We start from the raw sequence: 22,618 nt of genomic DNA on the forward strand, positions 1-22,618 counted from the left end.
TGAGGGGGTTCTGGGTGCATTTTCCGAAGTCGTGGAAAATGCGTACCTTTGCGGCAAACGTTTTCGTTCAGTTAGTTATGGAAGAATTGACCCTGACCACTCCGGCGCTGCTGTTTTCGGCCGTCTCGCTGATCCTGCTCGCCTACACGAACCGCTTTCTCTCCTATGCGCAGCTGGTTCGCACGCTCAAGGAGCAGTACCTGCAGCACCCTTCGAAGGTGACGCAGGCGCAGATCGACAACCTCCGCCGCCGGCTCCACCTCACCCGTACGATGCAGGCGCTCGGCGTGTCGAGCCTGTTTCTCTGCGTGGTGACGATGTTTCTGATCTATGTCGATTTCTTCACGCTTTCGGCTTGGGTGTTCGGGGCTGCGCTGCTGCTGCTGATCGCCTCGCTGGGGGTTTCGATCTGGGAGATCCAGATCTCGGTCCGGGCGTTGGAAATCCATTTGAAGGATATGGAGAAATAGCCCCTCGGGAGGGTTGCGGCGGGATCCCGCCCTCAAAAAAACGAAGATGCCGCGACATCGCGTCGCTGCATCTCCCACTAACCTGCTTGTGTAACCTAAAACCAACTTGTGAATCCGGGCTTCCGGTTTTCACGCTGCAAAGATACGGGGCCGTCGTTTCATCGGAATGACGGCCCCGTTGCATTTGTGTGAAGCGCGACGGCTATTGCCTTGACGGAGCGATTTCGTGCTGCGATTCCAGGAAGTAGTGCTGGGATTTGAGCAGATTGCGCGATTGGAGCACCATGGTCTTGGTCTCGTTGAGGATCGTCAGGTAGAGCACGCTGGCGCGCGTCGAGGTCGAGGGGTTGCTGTTGATGCGCCGCAGCTGGCTCTTGACGGCCTCGACGATCGTGTCGAAGAGGCGGTCGCGCATGTCGAGCACCCGGTCGAGGTCCGTGAAATCCTTCGAGGCGAGCATCTCGTTGATCTTGTCGAAAATCTCCTCCACCTGGTCGTTCACGCGCATCAAGTCGACGATCTGCTCCTTCGACATGCCCTCGTGGTTGTTGTCGATGTGTTCGAACGAGGGGCGCGTGATGTGGATCAGGGCCTTGGTCACCTCCGAGAGGTAGTCGACCACCTGGACGTAGAAGTGCCCGGTGTCGATGTCGCACTGCTGCAGGCGCCGCAGCGTGGGCATGATGTTGTACTTGCGCTCACGGGCCTCCGAGAAGAGGCGTTCCGAGTCGCGGACCATCTCCTTGAGGACCTTGCGGTTCTCCTTGAAGACGGCCACGAGCGTGCGGTTGTAGATGCGCGTGACCTCCTGCATCGTGTTGCAGACCTCGCCGATGCAGGCGCAGAGCACCTCGTCGGGGGTTTCGGCCTTTTCGAGGGGCAGCAGGGCCTTTTCGGCCTCCTCTTTCAGTGCGGGGGTCTTTCGGTGGCTGCGAATGAGCAGCCAGGCGCAGAGCACCGTGAGTACCACGACGGCGATCCATCCGCCCCAGAGCAGCAGGGCCGTGACGGCCAGTGCGATGAGGAACCCGCCCAGTGCGGTGATGAACCACCCCGAGATGACGGCCATGACGCCCGTAATGCGGTAGACGGCGCTTTCGCGTCCCCAAGTGCGGTCGGCCAGCGACGAACCCATCGCCACCATGAAGACGACGTAGGTGGTCGAGAGCGGGAGTTTGTAGGAGGTACCGATGGCGATCAGGATCGAGGCGGCGGTGAGGTTCACCACGGCGCGGATCATGTCGTACTGCGCCGAGGCGCGCTCCTCGACGGGCAGGGGCTCGAAGCGCCGGTCGATGGCCTTCTGCATCCGTTTGGGTACGAAGCCCGACCAGAGGTGGTTGGCCATCAGCGTCAGGCGCACCAGCCCGCGCGAGAGGAACGTCGAGCCGAAGCGCTCCTCCTCTTCGTGCTGCGAGGCGAGCGAGAGTTCGGTCTCGGCCACGTGCTGGGACTTTTTCGAGAAGAAGAGCGTCAGCACCATGACCACTCCCGAGGCGATCAGGATCAGGAAGTTCGCGCGGGCCGGGGCTTCGAGGGCTCCCATCATGAGGGTTTCGCTGCCGGCCTCGCGGGCGATCTGCCAGGCGTCGAAGCTGGCCAGGGGCACGCCGATGAAGTTCACGAGGTCGTTTCCGGCGAAGGCGAGCGCCAGGGCGAAGGTTCCGGAGAGGATCGTGATGCGGATGATGTTGAGCCGCATCCGCTGGAAGAGCCACAGCACGATGGATGCCACGGCCCAGAAGGCGAGGAGCGTGAGCAGCACGTGGTCGGTGACGTACTCCGAGACCGACGTGGGGATGAGCCCGGAGCTTTTCAGCCCCTTGAAGAGGGCGAAGTAGAGGATTCCGGAGAGGGAGATTCCGCACCATACGGCGCCCCAGCGGCGGAAGACGGGGGCGTAGCGGAACGAGAAGATCAGGCGCGAGACATACATGTAGAAGAGTCCGGCGACGAAGGCGAAGGCCACGGAGAGGAGGATGGCGGCGATGATGACCATGGCCTTTCCGGTGTTGATGAACTGCGAGAGGTCTTGCAGGGAGAAGGCCGGATCGCCGGCGATGCGGAAGAGAGCCGTGGCGACGGCGGCTCCGAGCAATCCGAAGACCATCGAGACGGTGGTCGAGGTGGGGAGTCCGAGCGTGTTGTAGAGGTCGAGCAGCAGGACGTTTCCGAGCATCATGCCCAGGAAGAGCATCATGATCTCCGGGAAGGAGAACTGCGCCGGATAGAAGACGCCGCTGCGGGCGACCTCCATCATGCCGCTGGACGTAAGCGTTCCGACCAGAATACCGGCGGCGGCGATCCAGAGGATCGTGCGGCGCGGCGCGACTTTGGAGCCGATGGCCGAGTTGAGGAAGTTGATGGCGTCGTTGGCGACACCCACGACAATGCCCATCACGGCCAGGATGGCCAGAATGATGACGATGGCGGTAAACAGGGGAGACATGGTGAATATCTGACGGTTTTTGTGAATTTCCCTTGCGGGGCAGCCCTCTTCGGGGAGGTCGACGCGTGGCTGCCGTTGCAGGATCCGCCGCGGGGCGGGGCTTCGGCGCCGTGCCGGGGACTTCCGGAAGAATTGCGGCTTACCGGGAGCAAAGGTCCGAAACAGATATTACAAAACCGTTACAGGGATGTTGCGACGTCGTGAAACATGGGCGGTCACCCTCTTTTTTTCAGCGAGAAACGGAATTCCAGTCCGCCGCGCTCGCGGTTGCGGGCCGTGATCGTTCCGCCGTGGATCATCACGGCGTTCTTGACGATCGAAAGTCCGAGCCCCGTACCGCCCAATTTGCGCGAGCGGCCCTTGTCGACGCGGTAGAAACGCTCGAAGAGGTGCGGGAGGTGCTCCTCGCCGACGCCGATTCCGTTGTCGGCAAAGAGGAGCGAGCACTCCTCGGGCGTGTCGTCCAGCAGGCGGATGTAGATGTCGCGTCCCCCGGAGTAGGCCGCGGCGTTGTCCGCGAGGTTGCGGAAGATCGAGGACAGCAGCGCGGGGTTGCCCACGACCTCGACCCGCTTCGGGACGTCGACGTTTACGCGCAGCCGTTGTTCGGCGGGTTTCAGTGCCATCTCTTCGGCCACCTCGGCGATCAGTTCGTTCAGCACGACGGGCTCCTTCCGGATCAGCTGACTCGCTTCGTCCATGCGCGTGATGGTCGAGACGTCGGCAAGCAGGCGGCGCAGGCGTTCGGTCTGCGCGACACTCTTTTCGAGGAACTCCGTACGTTGGCTGCCCTCCATCCCGGGGTTGGCCAGCAGCGTTTCCAGATAGCCCTGAATCGCCGCCACGGGGGTTTTCAACTCGTGGTTGATGTTGTTCGTGAGCTGTTTCTTGATGCGGATCTTCTCCTGCTCCTCGTGCAGCGCCAGCGCATGCTCGCGGTCGCGGTCGGCGGTCGTGCGCTGCAAGCGGGCGTAGAGGCGGATGATGTGGTTCGAGATTTCGCCCAGCTCGTCGTGCGGGAAGGGGGCGATGTCGTCGATGCGCTCGCCGCGTTCGGCCCGTTGGGCGAAGTCGTTCAGCCGCGTAATGTTGTGTCCCAGACGTCGGGTGGCGAAATACCCCGCGATGCTTATCAGCAGCGTGACGCCCAGCATGAACCAGAGGAACTCGCGGTCGGCGGCGAGCACCTCGCCCAACGGCACGGAGTAGGGAACGGCCGAACGGACGATGTGCCGGTCTCCGCACATCGCCGAGTAGAAGTAGTTGCGGTGGGTGCTCTCCGAGTGGCGGCGGATGATGTATCCGGTTCCGTGAGCCAGTGCGTCGGCGACTTCGGGGCGGTCGAGGTGATTGGCCGCGGGGAGCGAGTCGAGCGAGTTGTCGAAGAGGACGTGCCCGGAGCGGTCGATGAGCGTCACGCGCAATGCCTCGAAGGACTCGTCGTGCGAGGCGATGAAGGCGGCGGGGTCGGCGCCTTCGTCCAGAGCGTCGAGCATCCGCAGGTTGAAGAGTTGCAGGCGGGCGTTGAGCCGCTCGGCCTTGAAGTGCTTTTCGCGCCCGTACTGGAAGAGCACGAAGCACCCCACGAGCGTCCACGAGAAGGCCAGCAGCAGCAGGAAGAGCCGCCGGTGGTAGGAGAGACTACTCCTCAAATCCATAGCCATATCCGAGCCGGGTTACGATGTGCTTGCCGTAGGGTCCGATCTTGCGGCGCAGGCGGGTGATGTTGACGTCGATGGTTCGGTCGAGGACGATGACCTCGTCGCTCCAAATGCGGTGGAGGATCTCCTCGCGGGAGAAGATCACGCCGCGGTGGGCGATGAGCAGGGCGAGGATTTCGAACTCCTTTTTGGTGAGGGCGAGCTCCTTCCCGTCGAGGGTGCAGGCCTTGCGTCGGAGATCCATTTCGAGCCCCTCGAAGGCGATCGTCTCGTGTTCGGCTTCGGCGGTTGCGGTGCGCCGGAGGACGCTGCGCACGCGGGCCAGTACCTCGCGGATGGAGAAGGGTTTGGCGATGTAGTCGTCGGCGCCGAGGTTCAGCCCGGCGACGGTGTCGTCCTCGGAGTCCCTGGCGGTGCAGAAGATCACGGGGACCTGGGCCGTTGCGGGATTCTCTTTGAGGATGCGGGCCATGCGGAAACCGCTCGTCTCGCCCATCATGACGTCGAGCAGGATGAGCGAATAGCGTTCGGGGTGCATGCCGAGGGCCTGTTCGGCGCTGTACGCCACGTCGACGTCGTATCCTTCGACTTCGAGGTTAAACTGGAGGATTTCGCACAGCGACTCTTCGTCGTCGACCACGAGGATTTTGTGTTTTGCCATAGCTTCGGGGTTTGAATCCGTGCCAAATTTACACAACATTCACGGATGTTACACGCCCGGCGTCCGACATTTCACGGAAATGTAATAAGCCCTTTCTGGCTTTTCAGAAAGATTGAACCAGTCGGATGTAGTTCTTGTTGCTGTAATCGCGCGAGATCTCGAATCCGTTGGAGGCGATTCTTTCGTTGCTTCTGCTCCCTTTGTTCGCTGACCAGTAATAGACCCCGGAGCGGATTTGTGAACCCTTGTTTTCTCTTAAATATCGGTTTATTTTCTCTTTGTTGGATTGGATGTAGTCCAACTCTTTCCGAGTGGGCAGCCTCCATCCGTTTGTGTTTGCATAATATCCGGGCCAGGAACCGAACATGTCGCTCATGCCGATGACCAGCATGCCTTGTGTATCGAGTCTGATAACTACTCCCTTGTCGTCCCCATCTACGAACAAATCCCCTTCTTTGTATTGGGAAAGCATTCTTTGTTTGGCCTGCCATTCCGCCTGTTGCCTTTCTCGATATTCTTTTTCCGCTTTTTCAATGGCGATTCGTTTTTGTTCCGCCAGAATTCGTCGTTCTTCGGCTCGCCTTTGTTCGGCGATACGCTCCTCTTCGGCGGCCTTCTCGGCTGCGAGGCGTCGCTCTTCGGCGGCCTTTTCTTCTGCAATCCGCCGCTCTTCGGCAGCCTTTTCAGCCGCGATGCGCTGCTGCTCCCGTCTTTTTTCTTCGGCCAGACGCCGTTCTTCGGCGGCTTTTTCTTCCGCGATCCGCTGTTGCTCGGCTCGGAGTTCTTCCGCGACGCGCTGCTGCTCTGCGGCGATACGCTCCTGTTTCAACCGGTTTTGCTCCTTATAATAGGAGTATCCTCCGACGCCGATACCGGCCAGCACCAGAATGGCAATAACGGCGAATACATACGGGCGTTGCTTTTTCCATGCCACCGCACGGCGCTCCGCCTCCTCCTTTTTCCGCTGCTCTCGGGCGATACGCTCCTCTTCGGCCTTCCGTTCCCGTTCAAGACGGGCGGCTTCGGCCTCCCGCTCCTGTTGCTCCTGCCGGATGCGGTCGCGTTCGACATGTTCTTGCGAGCAGGCATAGATCAACTCTTCGGCATAGAGTTGCGGGTGGGCGAGAATCTCTCGTATTTTCGCGTCGTCCATGGCTGCCACCATCTCGGCGAAGGAACTGCTTTTTTCGCGGATCTCCAACTCATGGCGGCACTCCTCGACCAGCGATGCCCGATACATCGCGGCATGCGTAACAATCTCTTGGAGCTGAACCGTGTCGAATTTGCGGACTTCGGGTTTCTCTCCGGAGATCGAAACTCCCTCTTCGAAACGGTCGGGGTCGGATTCCGGGTCGGATTCCGGGTCGGATTCCGGATCGGATTCCTGGGTGTTCCCGGCCTTGAACGCGGCGACCGTGTTTCCGGCCTTGACGCGCTCAATCTCTTCGGCGACGGCCTTTGGGACGCAGACCTTGTTGACGGGCATGAAGATGGCCGGCAGCGTCTTGAACCAGACAATGCCGCACGGAATGCCGATGATGCTCAAGAATTCGCCCAGCATGGTGAAGAGGGCCCCGGCCGCGGCAAGGATTCCGAACGGAATGTAAAGCACGGAAACGAGGGTCGAATAGGCCATTGCCACCGTGCTTTGCTCGGACGGCTGGATCAGATCGAGGTCCTTGCGGGATACTAACGCCGATGAGAAGGGCGAGAGCAGGAATTGGGCGATTTGGAAAAATCCCAGTCCAACGGGATAAAGAATGATCGTGCAGCAGAGAATCACGCCGAGTATCGCGTACAGGAGGGCATGCAGGAATCCGAGAAACGGAAAATGCCAAAGGATGTTCAGACAGCCGTTCATTTTGGGGTTTTTGAGGGTTGTTTTCAGGTAGGGATAACAAATTTATAAAAAAAAGACGATTTGACAAAAAAGAAGGTCGATTTTTTTTTGAAAATCAACCTTCTGAACAAGGAATCCGTTTTTTATGCGGGCCCCCAAAAAAAACTTACTTCCCCAGGACCTCCATCTGCTGACGGACCGACTCCTCGTGGATGGCTTGCAGCACCGTGCGCATGAATTCGCGGTCCATGCCCAGCTCCACGGCCTGCGCGGCACGCCGCGCCAGCAACTCCTCGTAACGCTGCGTTTGCAGAATCGGCATGTCGTGCTCCTTCTTGTACTGTCCGATGTCGCGCGAGACGCGCATCCGCCGTACGAGGAGTTCCAGCAATTGGTCGTCGAGCTTGTCGATCTGGGCGCGCAGCTCGTTGAGATTCTCGGTCGTCGTGGTCTGCTCGCGGATGACCAGATTGCGCAGGATGTAGGCCAGCGCATCGGGCGTCACCTGCTGGGCCTTGTCGCTCCATGCCGAGTCGGGCGTGCAGTGCGCCTCGATGATCAGGCCGTCGAATCCGAGGTCCATGGCCTGCTGCGAGAGCGGTGCGATCAGTTCACGCTTGCCGCCGATGTGGCTCGGGTCGCAGAAGATCGGCAGCGACGGCAGACGCCGGTGCAGCTCGATGGGGATGGCCCACATCGGATGGTTGCGGTAGAGGCTCTTGTCGATCGAGGTGAATCCGCGGTGGATGGCGCCCAGACGGCGGATTCCGGCGTTGTGAATGCGTTCGATGGCTCCGATCCAGAGTTCGAGGTCCGGGCTGACGGGGTTCTTCACCAGTACCGGGATGTCCACGCCGCGCAGGGCATCGGCGATCTCCTGCATGGCGAAGGGGTTGGCGGCCGTGCGGGCCCCGATCCAGAGCAGGTCGATGCCCCCTTTCAGGGCCGTCTCGACATGCTGGTGCGTGGCGACTTCGGTGGCGGTGTACATGCCCGTTTCGCGCTTTACGCGCTGCATCCAGGCGATTCCCTTCTCGCCGACGCCTTCGAATCCGCCGGGTTTCGTGCGGGGCTTCCAGAGCCCGGCGCGGTAGATGCGGATTCCTTCGGCGGCCAGTATGCGGGCCGTGTTGAGGAGCTGTTCTTCGGTTTCGGCGCTGCACGGACCGGCAATGACCAGCGGCCGGCGGGGGTCGACCCCGGGAAGTGCGATGGGTTGAAGATCGTTCATGGTGTTTTCTATTTTTGATTGTTCGTGACGGATTCGGGAATGCGATCGGGTTTCAGATCGCGGGGTTGGGGCCTTCGGCATATTCGCCGAGGATGCGGAATCCGCTGGTCAGCGGACGTGCCGCATCGACGGCCTGCCGGTAGCGGAGGGAGTCGTCGAACGTTACGTCGACGTAGAACTGGTACTCCCATTCGCGTCCGATGATCGGCAGCGACTGGATCTTCGTGAGATTGATGTCGTAGAACGAGAGGACGGTCAGCACCTTCGAGAGGCTCCCCTGCGTGTGGCGGAGGGTGAAGACGAGCGAGGCCTTGTTCGTGCGGGCGGGATCGTCGAACTCCGCGGCGCGCGTTTCGTCGGCCAGGATCAGGAAGCGGGTGAAGTTGTGTTTGTTGGTCTCGATGCCGCTTCGGAGGATTTCGAGACCGTACATCTCCGCGGCGTCGGCCCCGCAGATGGCGGCCGTTCCCGCGAGGTGTTCTTCGGCGATTTCCCGGGCGCTTCCGGCGGTGTCGTCGCGTTCGACGACTTTCAGGGCCGGGCGGCTTTTGAGGAACTCGCCGCACTGCATCAGCGCAATGGGGTGCGAATGAACTTCGCGGATTTCGTCGAGTGTCTGCCCGGGGAGCGCTGCGATGACGTGGGAGATGCGGAGTTTCTGCTCGCCGACGATGCGGGCGCGGCTGCGTTGCAGGAGTTCGTGGTTGGGGAGCAGGCTTCCGGCGATGGTGTTCTCGATGGCGGCGATTCCCAGCAGTTCGGGATCTTCGGACATGCGGGCGAAGAGCGCATCGAAACTCGAACAGGGCAGCACGTTGAGATCCCGGTTGGGGAAATAGCGCCTTGCAGCGGTTTCGTGGTAGCATCCGGCGATGCCCTGTATGGCGATTCGATCCATGGCGTTGATGATTAAAGAAAAATCCCGCACTGGGTTCGGTGCGGGATTTTCGTGAATTTATGCGTTTGTTTTCGATTCAATTCAAGGTATCAGATGCATACCGTCCCGCTTTCTCTTCTGGCGTGAAAGAAAAAGTAATAAAAGAAGTATGCAAATCCGTGAAGTCTCATCGTACTGAAAACTCAATAACCTTAACCGGCTACAAACATACTGAAAAATTTTGAAAAATCAAATCCGGAGGTGTGTTTTTTTTGAGGTGTTGATTCCGGATTTTTTCAGCGGGGGGATTCGGCTTTTGGCCGGTGTCGTGTGAAAAAGAGCAGCCGGCGAAACGAAAAAAGCGGAAGCAAATATTTGCAACCGCCTGATTGATGAGCTGTTGACGAGGCTTGAACCTACTTCGTCCATCTCTTATGTATCAATTTGTTGCGCCTCTTCACGATGAGTGGGTCACTAGTTTGTCGGGCCGATTTTGCGCCTTAATACTTTCCCTTGCTACAAAGCAAAGATACGTTATATATTTCTTATCTCAAAATAAGAACCAATAAATTTGATCTCCAACTCGCGGGAGCGTTGCGTGTAGATTGACCATTGGGGGTAGTCGCAGTCGACGACCAGCACCTTGCGTTTGCAGATGTAGTGCAGATAGCTGGCAAGAAGCGTTGTAAGGGCCGACTTGCCGACACCTCCCTTCTGATTGCAGATGGAGATGTTCCAGGAACCGGATGTTTGTTGATCGGATGTTTTCATCGTTTGAAGATTTGAGGGGTTGATGATTGGTCGTGTTGGATTTTCAACTCTATATCTATGAATGTGCATGAATCTCCGTTCGGGTGGATATTTCCAGAAATCCAGAAATCCAGATTTCCGGAAATCTGTAAATCCGGAAATATTTATTTGGAGAAATCTCTTTTCAATCGAATATCCATGCCGTCATGTGTCGGTTTGAATCCATCTGTCCGCAAGGTAATGCGGTTTCTGGGGATTGGTTCCCGGTGTCCTCCGGAGGCCTTGCATGGCCGACAACCGCGTTTTTTAATCCCTGAAGATCCTCGTAATATTGCGGTGGAGAATCCGCACGTGTTTTTTTGTTTCGGGGATGCTCTTTCAAGAGCGTAGACGCTCTTTTTGGATGCCAAAACTGTACCCGTCGCCTGACGGGAGCGAGGTGTGCCTTTGTCCGACAACCGGCGGTTTGTCCGACAAAGGTCCTCGCTCTGCGAGGCGGGTGAGGTTCTCCCAAGTCGAACCCCAAAACTTCTATTGAATGACCCGTCCGCGAAAACACAACCCCAAATTCCCGATCCCGAGTTACATATACTTGTCCTGTCTCAGCGAGGAGTATTGCGAATATGAGGTTGGGGGCGACCGCCGCTTTTCATTTCATTGGTCGTATTACAGTCGGAAGTGTTTGGGTAAAGGAGATCTGGACATATGGACCGTCGGGAGTCGGAATACGGATGGATGATTCGCTTTGGGACGGTTCAAGTTGCGTCTCCGAGGCGATCTGGGCCGCATTTCGGTATTCCGATTCGGCCAGCGGATAGATCACTTGCAGCAGAGACCGCGGTTTCAGATCCTTCACGCGGGTCGTCGAGTAGGTCGTATGGAATGATCGATAATTGACGCGCTGCTCCGCTTCAAGCCGATAGGCGTGCATGTAGCCCGGGACGAACTGTTTGTGCCCGCACTCCATGTCGGTCGGCGAGAGATACTTCACCAGCATGCAGCGTTTCTCGCGTGCCCGACCGTCCGGTTGCGGAAACCGCCCGTCATCAAAGGCGACAAAATAGTCCCGGCCACGCTCCTTGAGCGTGTAAAGCTGCCAGAGCTGGCCGACATCCATCCCGATGCAGCGTTCCGTGGGGTGGAACGTGTCCCGGATGACGAGTATGCCCTCCCGGGTCAGAACGATCTCCCGGGTCAGTTTGGCCCCCGGCTCCATGTAGTTGTCGTATTCGATCCGTGCATAGGCATCCTGCCTTAGTTGTTTGACGATCGCTCCCCGGACTTTGCACGCCAATACCGCGCAACCCATGTCCAATTGCCGGGCGCACCAGCCCCGGAAGTGAAAACAGGGCAGCGGCCCCTCGTACTTGTAGTCCAGACAGATCCGGTCATACCGCTTCGGATCGATCTCCATCTCCATGAACGACTCGGGGAGAAGCCGGCTCACCACCTCGTTCGTAAACAGATTCCACTGGATTTGTTGTGCCCTGTCACCTTCGGTGCGATCTTCGACGCTTTCGATCCTTACGGCCGGATTGTGTTGCAGCAGATTGCGATCCCAGAGTTCTGCTGTCTCGAATCCGTCGATCAGCAACGTATCCTTGGGTCCGACCAGCCGGAGATTGTCGAAGACGATATGGTTCAGATCCTTTTGTGGAAAGGTTCTGAAATCGAGCTTGCGACTGCCGAAAATGTATTTTTCACCTTTGGGTTGGAGCCGATCTATGGGAATTGTCATGGTATTCCAGACGTGTTTGGCCGGATGCCCCGGAAAGTTTCCCGCCGGTGTCATCCAGAAGAGGTTGGCGAAGTTGGCTCCCGAGGTGCCCCGGCGTCCCAGACTATGGAAGAGCGGGACCCCTCCTGCTTCGTAGTAGAGGATGGCCGATTCGCGGAATTCGTGCGCATGGCTCCCCCGGCAGTAGAGATCCATGGCGATCATGGCATCTCCGGGGCGGTTTCCCGTTTTGAGGACCAGCTTGTCGAAAGTCAGGGCTCCGGAATCCAGACGCCGCTTCGAGATAAACGAAAGACCTCTGTCCGAGGCGTGTGAGGGGGAGGAAAGCTCCAGTTCGGCCAGCAGCAGCGAGCGGAACATCTGATCGTCGCTGATGATGGCCGTATGGCCGTATGACGACATGATCCTTTGCGCCTCGTCGGAGAACGACGCGTCATTGAAGCTTCCGGCCGCCACTTCCATCATCAGAACCAGATCGAGCGGCAGTTGGTTGTGGTAGAAATAGCTGTCGCCGAACTCGGGCAGCATGATTGCCGGGCTCATCATGTCGCGCCACCGCAGAAAGTAGTCGCGGAATCCGGGCGTGGAGAGTCGCTCCATCCGGTTGTCGAGCCGGAGCAAGTCGTAAAAATAGGCGGCGCCGAGTGTCGAGTAGTTGCTGGCATTCTCGTTGAGGTCGCATTTCCGGATGATGCGGTTGACTACCTCGTTGCAGAGTGAGTCGGCCTCGGTCTGTCCCGGCAGGTCGGGGAAGGTCAACGACAGTGCTCTGACCGCTACGTAGGTGGCCATGTGGATATTGTGGTCCCACATCTCCTCGAGGAAGACCCTTGCGACAGAGTGACGGGGTGAGAACCAGTGCATGAACCCTTCGGCCAATTTGCGGGCGCGTGTGCGGCGGTCTCCGGTCAACAGGCCCGATGTGTCGAGACGTCGGGTCATAAGGGCAAAGGGACGATAGGCGTGGAAGTCGGCCGTCAGTAGCTTCCCATCCACCTGATCGAGGTAGCAGTCGTACATTTTCAGGGCGACATCTACATATCGCTTCTCTTCGTCTGCAAGGCCGACCACGTAGCACAAGTATCCCAGATTGATCATGCTCACGTCGCCGTTCCAGGGCGATTCGCGGCGGTCATGGCCGGTTTTCCCCCGCTCGAAGGCGGCAATGGCCCGGTCGGCCCGCTCGCGGAAGAGTTCCGTGTAGCGGTTGGCGGCCGCGCCTTTGCCTCCGGAGAGCAGCAACAGCAGCAGAAGCGCCGCAGCAAGTCCTCGTTCGAAAAGCCGTGTCATGGTGTCGGACGGTTAGCGGACATCATCCCAGTTGTCCGAGCGGAACGACGATACCGGCAGTCCGTTCGAACCGTAGAGTGATCCCCGGATATACCCCCTGAAGGCGTAGCGCACCGCTACGGGATCCGGAACCTGGGACGACTCCACGACAATCTTCCCGTTGACAATGGCAGCCGTTGCCGGATGGAAAACCCGATCAGCGCCGGCAAGTTCGAACCCGGTCAGCGGTTGCCCGAACGAGGTGAATCCGCTTCCCGTATGATCGAAGATGAGGGTGGCTTTGCCGTCGGCGTACTCCGCACGGCGGAATTCCGGGGCACGGTAGGGCAGATTCGGGAATCCGTAGTTGCGGGCCAGTGCGATATAGGCGAGACGTTCGCCTGCCACCTGTTTGTTGGCAGGGTGGATGCAGTTCTGTTCACCCGTATCCATCAGAATAGCGATACCCGTGTCGGGCTGGGTTTGGGCAATTTTCATTTGTGCCTCCCGCAGAAAGGCATTTCCAGCCTGATCGCTGAATCGGAACGGTGCAATCTGACACAGATAGATCGGGAATCGTTTGCCTCCCCAACGCTTGGTCCAGGCATCATGCATGGCGGCAAACATCCGGGGATACTCCTGGTATCTCCCTACGTTAGCTTCTCCTTGATACCATATGGCGCCTCGGATGGCATATCCGGCGATGGGATGGATCATGGCATTGTAGAGGACGGTCGGGACAAGAACTTTTTTCTTTTCTCGGGAGATGTCGTTTGGAATGGCGATTTTCGGGAACTCACGGGTGAAGGCCTCATGCGGGATCCAGGCTTCGATGGCTGATCCGCCCGCGCTGCTGTGGATGATGCCGACCGGGACATCGAGCACCTCTTGCAACAGGCGCGCGAAATAGTATCCCGTGGCCGTGAACTCTGCAGTCGTATTGGGCGAGGCTGACTCCCAGCGCCCCGTGCAGCTCTCCTGCTCCTGAAGAGTCATTGCCTTGCCGACGGTGAAGCAGCGCAGGAAGTCGTTCTTCGAGTGGACGATGGCATCCTGTCCGCCGAGAATCGGCTGCGAGGAGTAGCCTTTCATGGGCATCTCCATGTTGGACTGTCCGCTGCAAAGCCAAACTTCACCGATTAGAACGTTGCTGAAGGTCCGGCTTCGGCCGTCGGCGCTGACTGTGATCTGTTGCGGATCGTATGAGGCTCCGGGTGTGGGGATGACCAGGCGCCAGGTGCTGTCCTTGCTGACCTTCGTTTCGATGGCATTCTCCTGCCAGCTGACTGTTACGGAGATGGTGTGTCCCGGCAGGGCTCGGCCCCAGATCGGAGCATCGGTCTGCTGTTGCAGCACCATGTTGTCCTTGAAGATGGGGGCAATCTGCACTTGGGCATTCACATGCAGGGCACCTGCACAAAGTGCAAATGCGGAGAGCGTCGAAATGAGTTTCGTGTTCATGGTTTTCATCATTGGGTTTATTGGATATGTATGAGAATCGGATGGTTGATAGCCTGCGCATAGCGGTCGATCATGTCCAGAAAGTAGGATCGATCCCGGAACCGGGGATCACGATGCTCCCACGCGGCGCAGACCCGGTATTGATAGCGCCCGTTCGCATCGGGCCGCAGTGCCATGCACCATGTTTTGCGCAGATCACCCTCTTCTTCGGGACTGTGGAACGATCCGGCCGCATTTTCTGCGGGCAGAATCAGCCCCATACCGATATAGTACTCCTTGTTGTAACTTTGCAGATCGTGGGTCGCCATCGAGACCAGTCGGTCTTCGTGTGAGTGTTCGACATAAGGCTGGCTGTTTCGACTGGCGACGATTCCTGTTACCAGCGAACTCCCGGCGGGAAGTTCCGAAACGGTCATCATCTGTTCATACCCGTAATATCCGCCCCAAATGGTCACTTCCTGATGCAGGTGCCCGATTGTTGCTCCTGCAGCGTGCCAACCGTAGAAATCGAGGGTAAAGCGCGAACGGACCGGTCCCTCGAAGAGAAGCGTGAAACGGGTGGAGTCGACATTGTCGGTCGTACACTCGGCAGGGACTCCCAACAGGGTCAATCCTTCACCGGAGCGCAGGGCTACGCCGCCCAGTCCGAACGACTGGGCCGCACTCAGGATGTCGCGCCCCCAGTCGGCCCAAACATGATAGGTGTCTCCGGGTTTCCCGTCGGGCTTGATTCCGACGCTGTCCAAAACCATTTTCTCAGTTCGCTTTCCGAACAGATCGCGACAATTGCGGCCGTCGAAATAGTGGCGGAACCCCATTTTATCGTTCTCCCAGGCTGGGCCGTCCATCTGATAGGGATAGGTCGCGGCATCGCGCGGCAAGCCGTATCTCCCGTGTATGTCGTTTGTCTGTTCGTGGATATGTCCGTCTTCCCCGACCTTCCCGTAGCGGATGTTCGTACGGGATGCGAAATGGGGGTATTCGGACGGGTCGATCCATTCGAGGCCGATCGTCATCCGTTGCTGCGGGGCGAATGAACAGAGGAATGCCACCTCGTCGGGGTGGCCGTCAGCGTCGAGATCATCAAATTGACAGGGAATGATCTCTCCCTGTTCGTTTTTCAGCAATGGCATGGCATTCCGGCAGTCTCCCAATCGGGAGAACGCGATTGCAAGGGACTCGTCCTCCCGAGTGAATGAAAGCGGATTCTCCAGGATCAATTGTTTGGCCCGTGGCGTGGAGGTGCAGGCACTTAGAAACAGCAGCCCCCAGAAAGGTAGTAGGCGGTTCATGGCTCGGAGGGGTAAGTTTTCTTGGGTTTTGTTATACAAAGGTAGGCTGAATCCCTCGTTTTATCCCCTATTTTTGTCTCATCTGCGGGTAAAATAATCCGGAGAGGAGTGGATTCTCCCGTATATGTCACCCCTTTCCGGGGGTACAAATCTCGTTATTTTGAGATTTTTCTACCTTTGTCTCTTGTTTTTGATGGCTACTTTTGCAACGAAAACCTAAAATCGACCGATTATGAAGAGACACTTTTCGGGTGCGATTCTACTGACGACCATGGCCATGTCTGCGCAGGCGCAGGTGCCGTTCGATGGTCAGGAGAACTATTACACGCCACCTTTGACCGTCGTTCAATCCGTTTATGAGAATCCATTGATCACCTCACTGGAGCGGGAGCCCTACGCGGCGACCTCCATCTCTTTCCCTGATGAACAAAGCGCGCTCGGAATCGATATTGAGTCCTCTCCGCGGTACAAAAGTCTCGACGGAGAATGGGACTTCAAGTTTCTGGAATCCTGGAGCCGGTACGACAGCACCTTCTTTCGGCGGCCTGCCGGAGCGGATTGGGACCGTATCCGGGTTCCCTCGACCTGGGAGGCGCTCGGGTACGGCGAGCAGGTCTATTGCGGCGGAGGTTATGAGTTCCGGCCCGTTAACCCGCCGTTCGTTCCCCGTGAAAAGAACAACATGGGACTCTACAAGACCCGCTTTACGCTTCCCGACGGGTGGGAGGGCAATCGGATCCTGCTTCACTTCAAGGGGATCCGCGGCGCCCACTTCGTCTATCTGAACGGAGTGCAGATCGGTTACAACGAGGACGGAGCCCTGCCGTCGGTCTTCGATGTCACGTCATATGTGAAGCGTGCGGGCGAAAACGACCTGTCGGTTCAGGTGCTGCGGTGGAGCGACGGCTCCTACCTGGAGGATCAGGACCACTGGCGGTTCCACGGGATCTACCGCGGGGTCTATCTCGAGATGAGCCCAACGTTGTTTCTCCGCGACTTTGCCGTTGAGACCCAATTGGATTCGGCCTGCCGGGATGCCGTGTTGCGTATTCGCCCCGTGGTAGCCTCCACCGAACGGATGACACTCGACGGCTATCGGATCCGGGCACGGCTATACGGTGAGGGCGAGGAGCCTCTGGCCGAGATGGGCGACGGATTGTTCAAATATGCCACCGAGAAGTATCAGCACAACTACCATCTGGGCAAGTATCTGGAGATCCCGGTTTCGGCTCCGCGGCTCTGGAGCGCCGAGACGCCGAATCTCTACAAGTTGACGTTGACGATTCTTGCTCCCGACGGCTCGACGGTTGAGTCGCGTAGCTGCAACGTCGGCTTCCGCAAGATTGAGTTCATCGGCGGTGAACTCTATGTCAACGGCAAGCGTGAATTCGTCAAGGGGGTCAACCGCCACGAACACAGTGCCTGGAATGGAAAAACCGTCTCCAAGGAGGAGATGATCCGCGACATCGAGTTGATGAAGCGTCACAATTTCAATTCGGTCCGCACGTCGCACTATCCCAATGATCCGCGCTTCTACGATCTGTGCGACCGGTACGGACTCTACGTCATGGACGAGGCCAACGTCGAGACGTGCGGGGCCGATGCCGAGCTGTCGAACAATCCCGTTTGGCTCCACTCCCAGATGGAACGTGTTGCCGGCATGGTGATCCGCGACAAGAATCATCCGTCGATCATTTTCTGGTCGCTTGGCAACGAATCGGGCTTCGGACCCAACCATGCGGCACGGGCGGCATGGGTCAAGGAGTACGATCCGACGCGTTTTATTCATTTTGAGGCCTATCTGGCCAACGGAGGTTCGAAACAGTACGGCTATGGTCGTGACTTCATGCTGACGAATCGTCCGAAGGTTAACCCGCGCGAACCGATGGCTGTCGATCTGATCAGTACGATGTATCCTTCGGTGGAGGGAGTGATCGAGCTGGCGACGCAGACCTTTGAGAGCCGGCCCGTCATCATGTGCGAATATGCCCACGCCAAAGGCAATTCGGTAGGCAACTTCCGGGAGTACTGGGAGGCCATCCGCAAATATCCCCGCCTGATCGGAGGGTATATCTGGGACTGGAAGGACCAGAGCATGATCCGCTACGATAAGGATGGAAATCCCTACTTTACAGCCTTGACGGCTACGAACGGCCTTTTGTGGGCTGACCAGCGGCCCAAACCGTCGATTCTGGAGTGCAAGCAGGTTTGTCAGCCGATCCTCTTTGGCTGCGATCCGGTGGCGGGACGTCTGACGCTCAGAAACGATCATAACTATACGGATTTCTCCGACTATGCGCTTGCGTGGGAGCTGCTTTCGGACGGACGGACGGTGGCGCGGGGAGACTGGCCCGTCGTTGAATGTGCGCCGCAGGACTCCGTGACGCTGAAGCTGCCGTTCGATCCGGCCGGGTACGACGGCGAACTGCTGCTCCGGCTCTCGGCCAGAACCCGTTTTGATCGGATCTGGGCGCCGGCCGGCTTCGAGGTGGCGTTCGAGGAGTTTATGTTGCGGGAGGATCGGGTCGTACCGCCCTTTGCCGGAGGACTCCGCGCGAAGGGGCGGCTCACGCTCGATCGGGATGGAGCACAAGTCACCGTTGCCGGCCGCGGCTTCACGATCGGTTTCGATGCCGCACGGGGCACGATGACCTCGTGGCGTGTCGGCGGCCGGGAGCTGCTGAAATCGGCCCCGCAGTTGAATCTTTGGCGGGCGCCGTTGAACAACGACGGCGACTATCTGCCCCGCATGCGGCGCCCGATCGTCAAGCAGTGGGCCAAAGTCGGCCTGGATTCGCTCGAATACCGGTTGCTGGATCTGACGACGGCCGAACGGGACGGGGCGGTGGTTGTGACGGCCCGCAAACGCGCCCAGGCCCCGGGCAATGACAATTGGGTGGATTATGTCGAGACCTATACGATTCATCGCAACGGGACGGTGGACCTTTCCGCTGATCTGACTCCGGAGGGAGACGACTGGGTCTCGTTCGCCCGCGTGGGTTACCTGCTGACCATCGACGGACGCTATAAGACGATGAGCTGGTATGGCTACGGCCCCGAGGAGGCTTATGTGGATCGTCACGACGGTGTGAAACTGGGTATTTATTCCGGACCGGTTGAGGAGCAGTTTGTCAACTACGTCTATCCGCAGGACAATGGCAACAAGTACGGCTGTCGCTGGGCGCAGCTCACGGAAGAGAGAAACGGTATCGGAGTCTATTCGAAAGAGGGGCTGATCCAGACTTCGGCCATGCACTATACCCAGGAGAATCTCACGCGGGCCGTGGACGCAAGCCAGCTGGAGCGGATCCCCGACATCGAGTGGCGGATCGACAGCCGGATCTACCCGATCGGAAACCGCAGTTGCGGACCGCCGCCGCTGGACAAGTACCTGCTCAAGGCGGAGCCCTGCCGGATTTCGTTTACCTTGTGCCCGTTTTGAAACCGGAGGGAGAGCTCCCCGAACATTGGGGAGCTCTCCTTGTCCGAAGCCTGTGAACATTGATACGAAAATGGTCGGATCTGCGATTTTTTTACCGGTTCATCCACGTGCCAACCCTTAAATTTGTTTCACAACTTCGGATTATTAACTCAAATCTCTAACCTATGACTTTAAAACTACTCAAAATCGCAATAGGGGTTTTTCTGACCTCTTTTGCCCTTCAATCCGCAGTAGCTCAAAACTCCTGGAAGGTGAGTGGCGTGGTCCGTGACCCCTCGGGGAATCCGATCGTGGGAGTGACCGTCTACGACAAGAACAAGCCTTCGAATGGCGTGGCCACCGACAAGGAGGGTAAATACACCCTGCCCGTCACGGGCAAGAGCATTCTGGTCTTCTCCTGCCTGGGCTACGAGTCCCGGCACGAGGCAGTCAATGCCCGGACGAGTCTCGACGTGGTGCTGGACGAAGAGGTGAAGGCCGTCGACGAAGTGGTGGTGGTCGGCTATGGAACCGTTGCCAAACGCGATCTGACGGGCGCCGTGGGGCGGGCAGATGTCGAGGCGATCCAGAAGACTGATGCGGCGAATCTTTCGGAAGTGCTTGGCGGCCGGATCGCCGGTCTGAACATTATGGCCACGGACGGGGCTCCCGGTTCCGAGGCCTCGATCTCGATCCGCAGCGGCGGCTTTTCGCAGGATTCTGCTCCGCTCTTTATCATTGATGGCTTCCCGATCGAGAACTTCAGTCTCAATACGCTTGATCCGCAGAGCATCGAGAGTATCGACGTGCTCAAGGATGCCTCGTCGATCGCCATCTACGGCTCCCGTGGTGCCAATGGCGTGGTGATTATCAACACGAAGCAGGCTTGGGCTGGACAGCCGCGCGTATCGTACAACTTCAACGTGAATGTCTCGCTGCGTCCCGACTTCATCGACATGATGTCGCCCTACGACTACGTGAAGCTGCAACTCGATCTGGAGTCTCTTGAGGAGAACCGCACCTACATGCGCGATCGCTATCTGGGTTCGCCCGACGAGAACGGCGTGCGCCCCCGGACGCTGGACTATTACAGAGATGAAAAGGGTAACGACTGGCAGCGGGCCATCACCCACAATGCCTTCTCCCACAGCCACAACATCAATATTTCGGGCGGGAATGCCGGCACGAAGTACAACGCCGTGTTCGGGTATACGGATCAGAACGGTTTGGTGATCAATACCGGGATGGAGCGCTACACGGCGAAGGCCTCGTTGGAGCAGCAGTTCGGGCGGCGGTTCAAGGTCACACTCATGGCCAACCACTCGTCGACCGTCACGCGCAGCAATACGGCCTTCAACCAAGCGCGGCAGTTCTTCCCTACGACGGGATTTCTCGATGTGAACAGTTTCATCGAGGAGATGGAGCAAATGCTGGCCGAGGGGACGCTCGATGAGTCGGGCATCGACTACGGAGCACTCATCACGCCGCTCCAGCAGGCCGAGAACGAGTATGACAAGCGCATTCAGCGGCAGACGATGATCAGTGGCAAGGTTGAGTGGAAGATCACCGATCATCTGACCTTCACGCCGTCGGTCGGACTGACGATGACCACGACGCGTCGCGATCAGTTCTACAACAGCCAGACCCGTCAGGGCATGATCTTCAAACGCTACAACGGGGTGATGGTCAACTCCAAGGGGATCAACGCCAACCGGAGTGTCAACGACGTGAAAAGCCTGCTCAACGAGAATATCCTGCGCTATAACCGGACCTTCAGCCGCGATCACAAACTGGAGGTCATGGCCGGTTTCACCTACCAGTACAGTGAGTGGAATCCCTATGCCTTCAGCGTCTCGAACATCCCGCAGGCCTTCGAACACCTGAAGATGGATCGTCTCGATCTGGGAACGCCCTACGGCAAGATTACGTCCCAGAAGTCGGCCAATCAGCTGGTATCACTGCTCGGGCGTGTCAATTACACGTTCCGGGACAAATACCTGCTCACGGCGTCGATCCGTGACGACGGCTCCTCGAAATTTGCCAAGGGACACCAGTGGGGTATCTTCCCTTCGGGTGCTTTTGCGTGGCGGTTCACCGAAGAGCCCTTCATGCAGTGGATCACCCCGGTGATGTCTTATGGAAAACTCCGACTGACGTATGGGTCCGTCGGTAACAACCGTAACGTCATGGACTATGCCTATGCCATCGAGTTCAACGCTGGAGACAACATGTACGAGTATCCGACTGATGCTCTTTCGCAGCAGACAGGATACGGCGTCGTCCCGTTCTTCTACGCTAACAAGGAGCTCACGTGGGAGAAGACCCGCGAATTCAATGCCGGTCTGGACCTGACCTTCTTCAAGGATCGGATCTACCTGAGTGTCGACGCTTATGTACGAAATGTGACCGACATGCTGATTCCCAAGTCATTGCCTTATTATATGGGCTACATGAACGGAGCCAATACCCGGGTTGAGAATGCCGGCTCTATGAGTATCAAGGGCTTGGAGATCACACTCAATACACTCAACGTCAAAAAGGGACGTTTTTCCTGGAAGACGGACTTTACGCTGAGTTACGTGAAGAGCCGCATCAAGAGTTTCGAGCGTGGCGCCGATCTGATGACTTATATATACAATGGATTCAGTCCTAATCAAATCTGGCTGGCGCAGGCTGGGGCCTCCTCGTCGCAGTTCTACGGATTCGTTTTCGACGGTCTCTATCAACTTAATGATTTTGAACAGGATGCGCACGGCAATTATCTGCTTAAACCCGACGTTGTGGGCTTCAAAACCGTGTCGGGAGGTTATCGTGTACAGCCTGGCGATCCGAAATACCGTGATTTAAACGACGACGGTGTGATTGACGACAATGACCGGACGATTCTGGGCTCGCCGCTTCCGGTGCTGACCGGAGGCTTCTCGAACACCTTCACCTACGGGAACTGGTCGCTGAACGTCTTTCTGCAATATAGTTTTGGCAACAAACTTATCAATTACAACAAGGCTGTTTATGAATCGACGGGAAGTTACAACCGTTACTCGAACCAATACGCCGGTTATGCGAATTATTGGACACCGGAGAATCCCGATACGGACATTCCGCGACTGCTTCGCCCAACGGCCAAGGGTGATGTAGGCAATATCAGTTATGCACGTCTTTCAACCCGATTGATCGAGGATGCATCGTTTGTGCGCTTGAAAAACGTGGTGTTGAGCTATCGACTGCCTAAAAAATGGCTCAACAAACTGCGGATTCAGGGTGTTGCACTGAATCTCTCGGCTCAGAATCTTTTTGTCTGGACCAAATATACGGGTCAGGATCCCGAGGTCAACTCCTTCTATGGCGGAGGCAATGCCGCCGACTACAAGGGATTGGGATACAATACGATCACCAATTCGTCTCCCTATACGAGCCTCTCGGCAGGCCTTGACAACGCCCAGTATCCGAAGGCCATCGTTATCAGTCTGGGGGCCAACATCACCTTCTAAACCAATT

At 57.8% G+C, this 22,618-nt stretch carries 13 protein-coding genes; 3 read left to right on the plus strand and 10 right to left on the minus strand.

What is annotated here, in order from left to right; translation table 11 throughout:
* Positions 1–77 precede the first annotated feature (77 nt).
* Positions 78–470, plus strand: a complete 393-nt coding sequence (locus B5G16_RS01680; RefSeq protein WP_087260433.1) for a DUF2721 domain-containing protein — start codon at positions 78–80, stop codon at positions 468–470.
* 202 nt (positions 471–672) lie between these two features.
* On the opposite strand, the gene B5G16_RS01685 is transcribed toward B5G16_RS01680, so the two are convergent.
* From B5G16_RS01685 to B5G16_RS01730, 10 genes are all read right to left on the minus strand, one after another.
* Entirely contained in the window at positions 673–2,919 is a 2,247-nt protein-coding gene (locus B5G16_RS01685; protein ID WP_087260435.1) for an inorganic phosphate transporter, read from the minus strand.
* 215 nt (positions 2,920–3,134) lie between these two features.
* Positions 3,135–4,583 carry a sensor histidine kinase gene (locus B5G16_RS01690; protein WP_087260437.1) on the minus strand — a complete coding sequence of 483 codons (1,449 nt, stop codon included), beginning with the start codon at positions 4,581–4,583 and terminating at the stop codon, positions 3,135–3,137.
* Entirely contained in the window at positions 4,561–5,280 is a 720-nt protein-coding gene (locus tag B5G16_RS01695; protein ID WP_442856524.1) for a response regulator transcription factor, read from the minus strand. The genes B5G16_RS01690 and B5G16_RS01695 overlap by 23 nt, the downstream gene beginning before the upstream one ends.
* 64 nt (positions 5,281–5,344) lie before the next feature.
* Positions 5,345–7,102, minus strand: coding sequence for a YccF domain-containing protein (locus B5G16_RS01700; RefSeq protein ID WP_087260441.1), 1,758 nt, complete (start codon positions 7,100–7,102; stop codon positions 5,345–5,347).
* Positions 7,103–7,247: 145 nt separating this feature from the next.
* Positions 7,248–8,312, minus strand: coding sequence for a bifunctional 3-deoxy-7-phosphoheptulonate synthase/chorismate mutase type II (locus tag B5G16_RS01705; RefSeq protein WP_087260443.1), 1,065 nt, complete (start codon positions 8,310–8,312; stop codon positions 7,248–7,250).
* 52 nt (positions 8,313–8,364) lie between these two features.
* Positions 8,365–9,210 (minus strand): prephenate dehydratase, encoded by an 846-nt coding sequence (locus B5G16_RS01710; protein ID WP_087260445.1) that lies wholly within the window; start codon positions 9,208–9,210, stop codon positions 8,365–8,367.
* Between the two features lie 513 nt (positions 9,211–9,723).
* The gene (locus B5G16_RS01715; protein ID WP_087260447.1) at positions 9,724–9,960 is read right to left on the minus strand and encodes a ParA family protein; all 237 of its coding nucleotides are present in this window, start codon (positions 9,958–9,960) and stop codon (positions 9,724–9,726) included.
* Positions 9,961–10,588: 628 nt separating this feature from the next.
* The gene (locus B5G16_RS01720; RefSeq protein WP_087260450.1) at positions 10,589–12,967 is read right to left on the minus strand and encodes a hypothetical protein; all 2,379 of its coding nucleotides are present in this window, start codon (positions 12,965–12,967) and stop codon (positions 10,589–10,591) included.
* A 12-nt stretch (positions 12,968–12,979) separates the two neighbouring features.
* Positions 12,980–14,407: a sialate O-acetylesterase gene (locus B5G16_RS01725; RefSeq protein WP_162611999.1), complete on the minus strand. Its 1,428-nt coding sequence runs from the start codon at positions 14,405–14,407 to the stop codon at positions 12,980–12,982.
* A 17-nt stretch (positions 14,408–14,424) separates the two neighbouring features.
* Positions 14,425–15,699 (minus strand): DUF4861 domain-containing protein, encoded by a 1,275-nt coding sequence (locus B5G16_RS01730; protein ID WP_143260803.1) that lies wholly within the window; start codon positions 15,697–15,699, stop codon positions 14,425–14,427.
* 232 nt (positions 15,700–15,931) lie between these two features.
* Between B5G16_RS01730 and B5G16_RS01735 the strand changes: the two genes are divergently transcribed.
* Positions 15,932–19,141, plus strand: coding sequence for a glycoside hydrolase family 2 TIM barrel-domain containing protein (locus tag B5G16_RS01735; protein ID WP_087260457.1), 3,210 nt, complete (start codon positions 15,932–15,934; stop codon positions 19,139–19,141).
* Between the two features lie 164 nt (positions 19,142–19,305).
* The gene (locus B5G16_RS01740; RefSeq protein ID WP_087260459.1) at positions 19,306–22,611 is read left to right on the plus strand and encodes a SusC/RagA family TonB-linked outer membrane protein; all 3,306 of its coding nucleotides are present in this window, start codon (positions 19,306–19,308) and stop codon (positions 22,609–22,611) included.
* Positions 22,612–22,618 lie beyond the last annotated feature (7 nt).

Source organism: Alistipes sp. An66, from assembly GCF_002161445.1.
GTDB classification, from domain to species: domain Bacteria; phylum Bacteroidota; class Bacteroidia; order Bacteroidales; family Rikenellaceae; genus Alistipes; species Alistipes cottocaccae.

Coding starts and splice junctions, on each gene's coding strand:
- B5G16_RS01680 (WP_087260433.1), top strand. CDS start 78: ATGGAAGAATTGACCCTGACCACTCCGGCGCTGCTGTTTTCGGCCGTC.
- B5G16_RS01685 (WP_087260435.1), bottom strand. CDS start 2,919: ATGTCTCCCCTGTTTACCGCCATCGTCATCATTCTGGCCATCCTGGCC.
- B5G16_RS01690 (WP_087260437.1), bottom strand. CDS start 4,583: ATGGCTATGGATTTGAGGAGTAGTCTCTCCTACCACCGGCGGCTCTTC.
- B5G16_RS01695 (WP_442856524.1), bottom strand. CDS start 5,280: ATGTTGTGTAAATTTGGCACGGATTCAAACCCCGAAGCTATGGCAAAA.
- B5G16_RS01700 (WP_087260441.1), bottom strand. CDS start 7,102: ATGAACGGCTGTCTGAACATCCTTTGGCATTTTCCGTTTCTCGGATTC.
- B5G16_RS01705 (WP_087260443.1), bottom strand. CDS start 8,312: ATGAACGATCTTCAACCCATCGCACTTCCCGGGGTCGACCCCCGCCGG.
- B5G16_RS01710 (WP_087260445.1), bottom strand. CDS start 9,210: ATGGATCGAATCGCCATACAGGGCATCGCCGGATGCTACCACGAAACC.
- B5G16_RS01715 (WP_087260447.1), bottom strand. CDS start 9,960: ATGAAAACATCCGATCAACAAACATCCGGTTCCTGGAACATCTCCATC.
- B5G16_RS01720 (WP_087260450.1), bottom strand. CDS start 12,967: ATGACACGGCTTTTCGAACGAGGACTTGCTGCGGCGCTTCTGCTGCTG.
- B5G16_RS01725 (WP_162611999.1), bottom strand. CDS start 14,407: ATGAACACGAAACTCATTTCGACGCTCTCCGCATTTGCACTTTGTGCA.
- B5G16_RS01730 (WP_143260803.1), bottom strand. CDS start 15,699: ATGAACCGCCTACTACCTTTCTGGGGGCTGCTGTTTCTAAGTGCCTGC.
- B5G16_RS01735 (WP_087260457.1), top strand. CDS start 15,932: ATGAAGAGACACTTTTCGGGTGCGATTCTACTGACGACCATGGCCATG.
- B5G16_RS01740 (WP_087260459.1), top strand. CDS start 19,306: ATGACTTTAAAACTACTCAAAATCGCAATAGGGGTTTTTCTGACCTCT.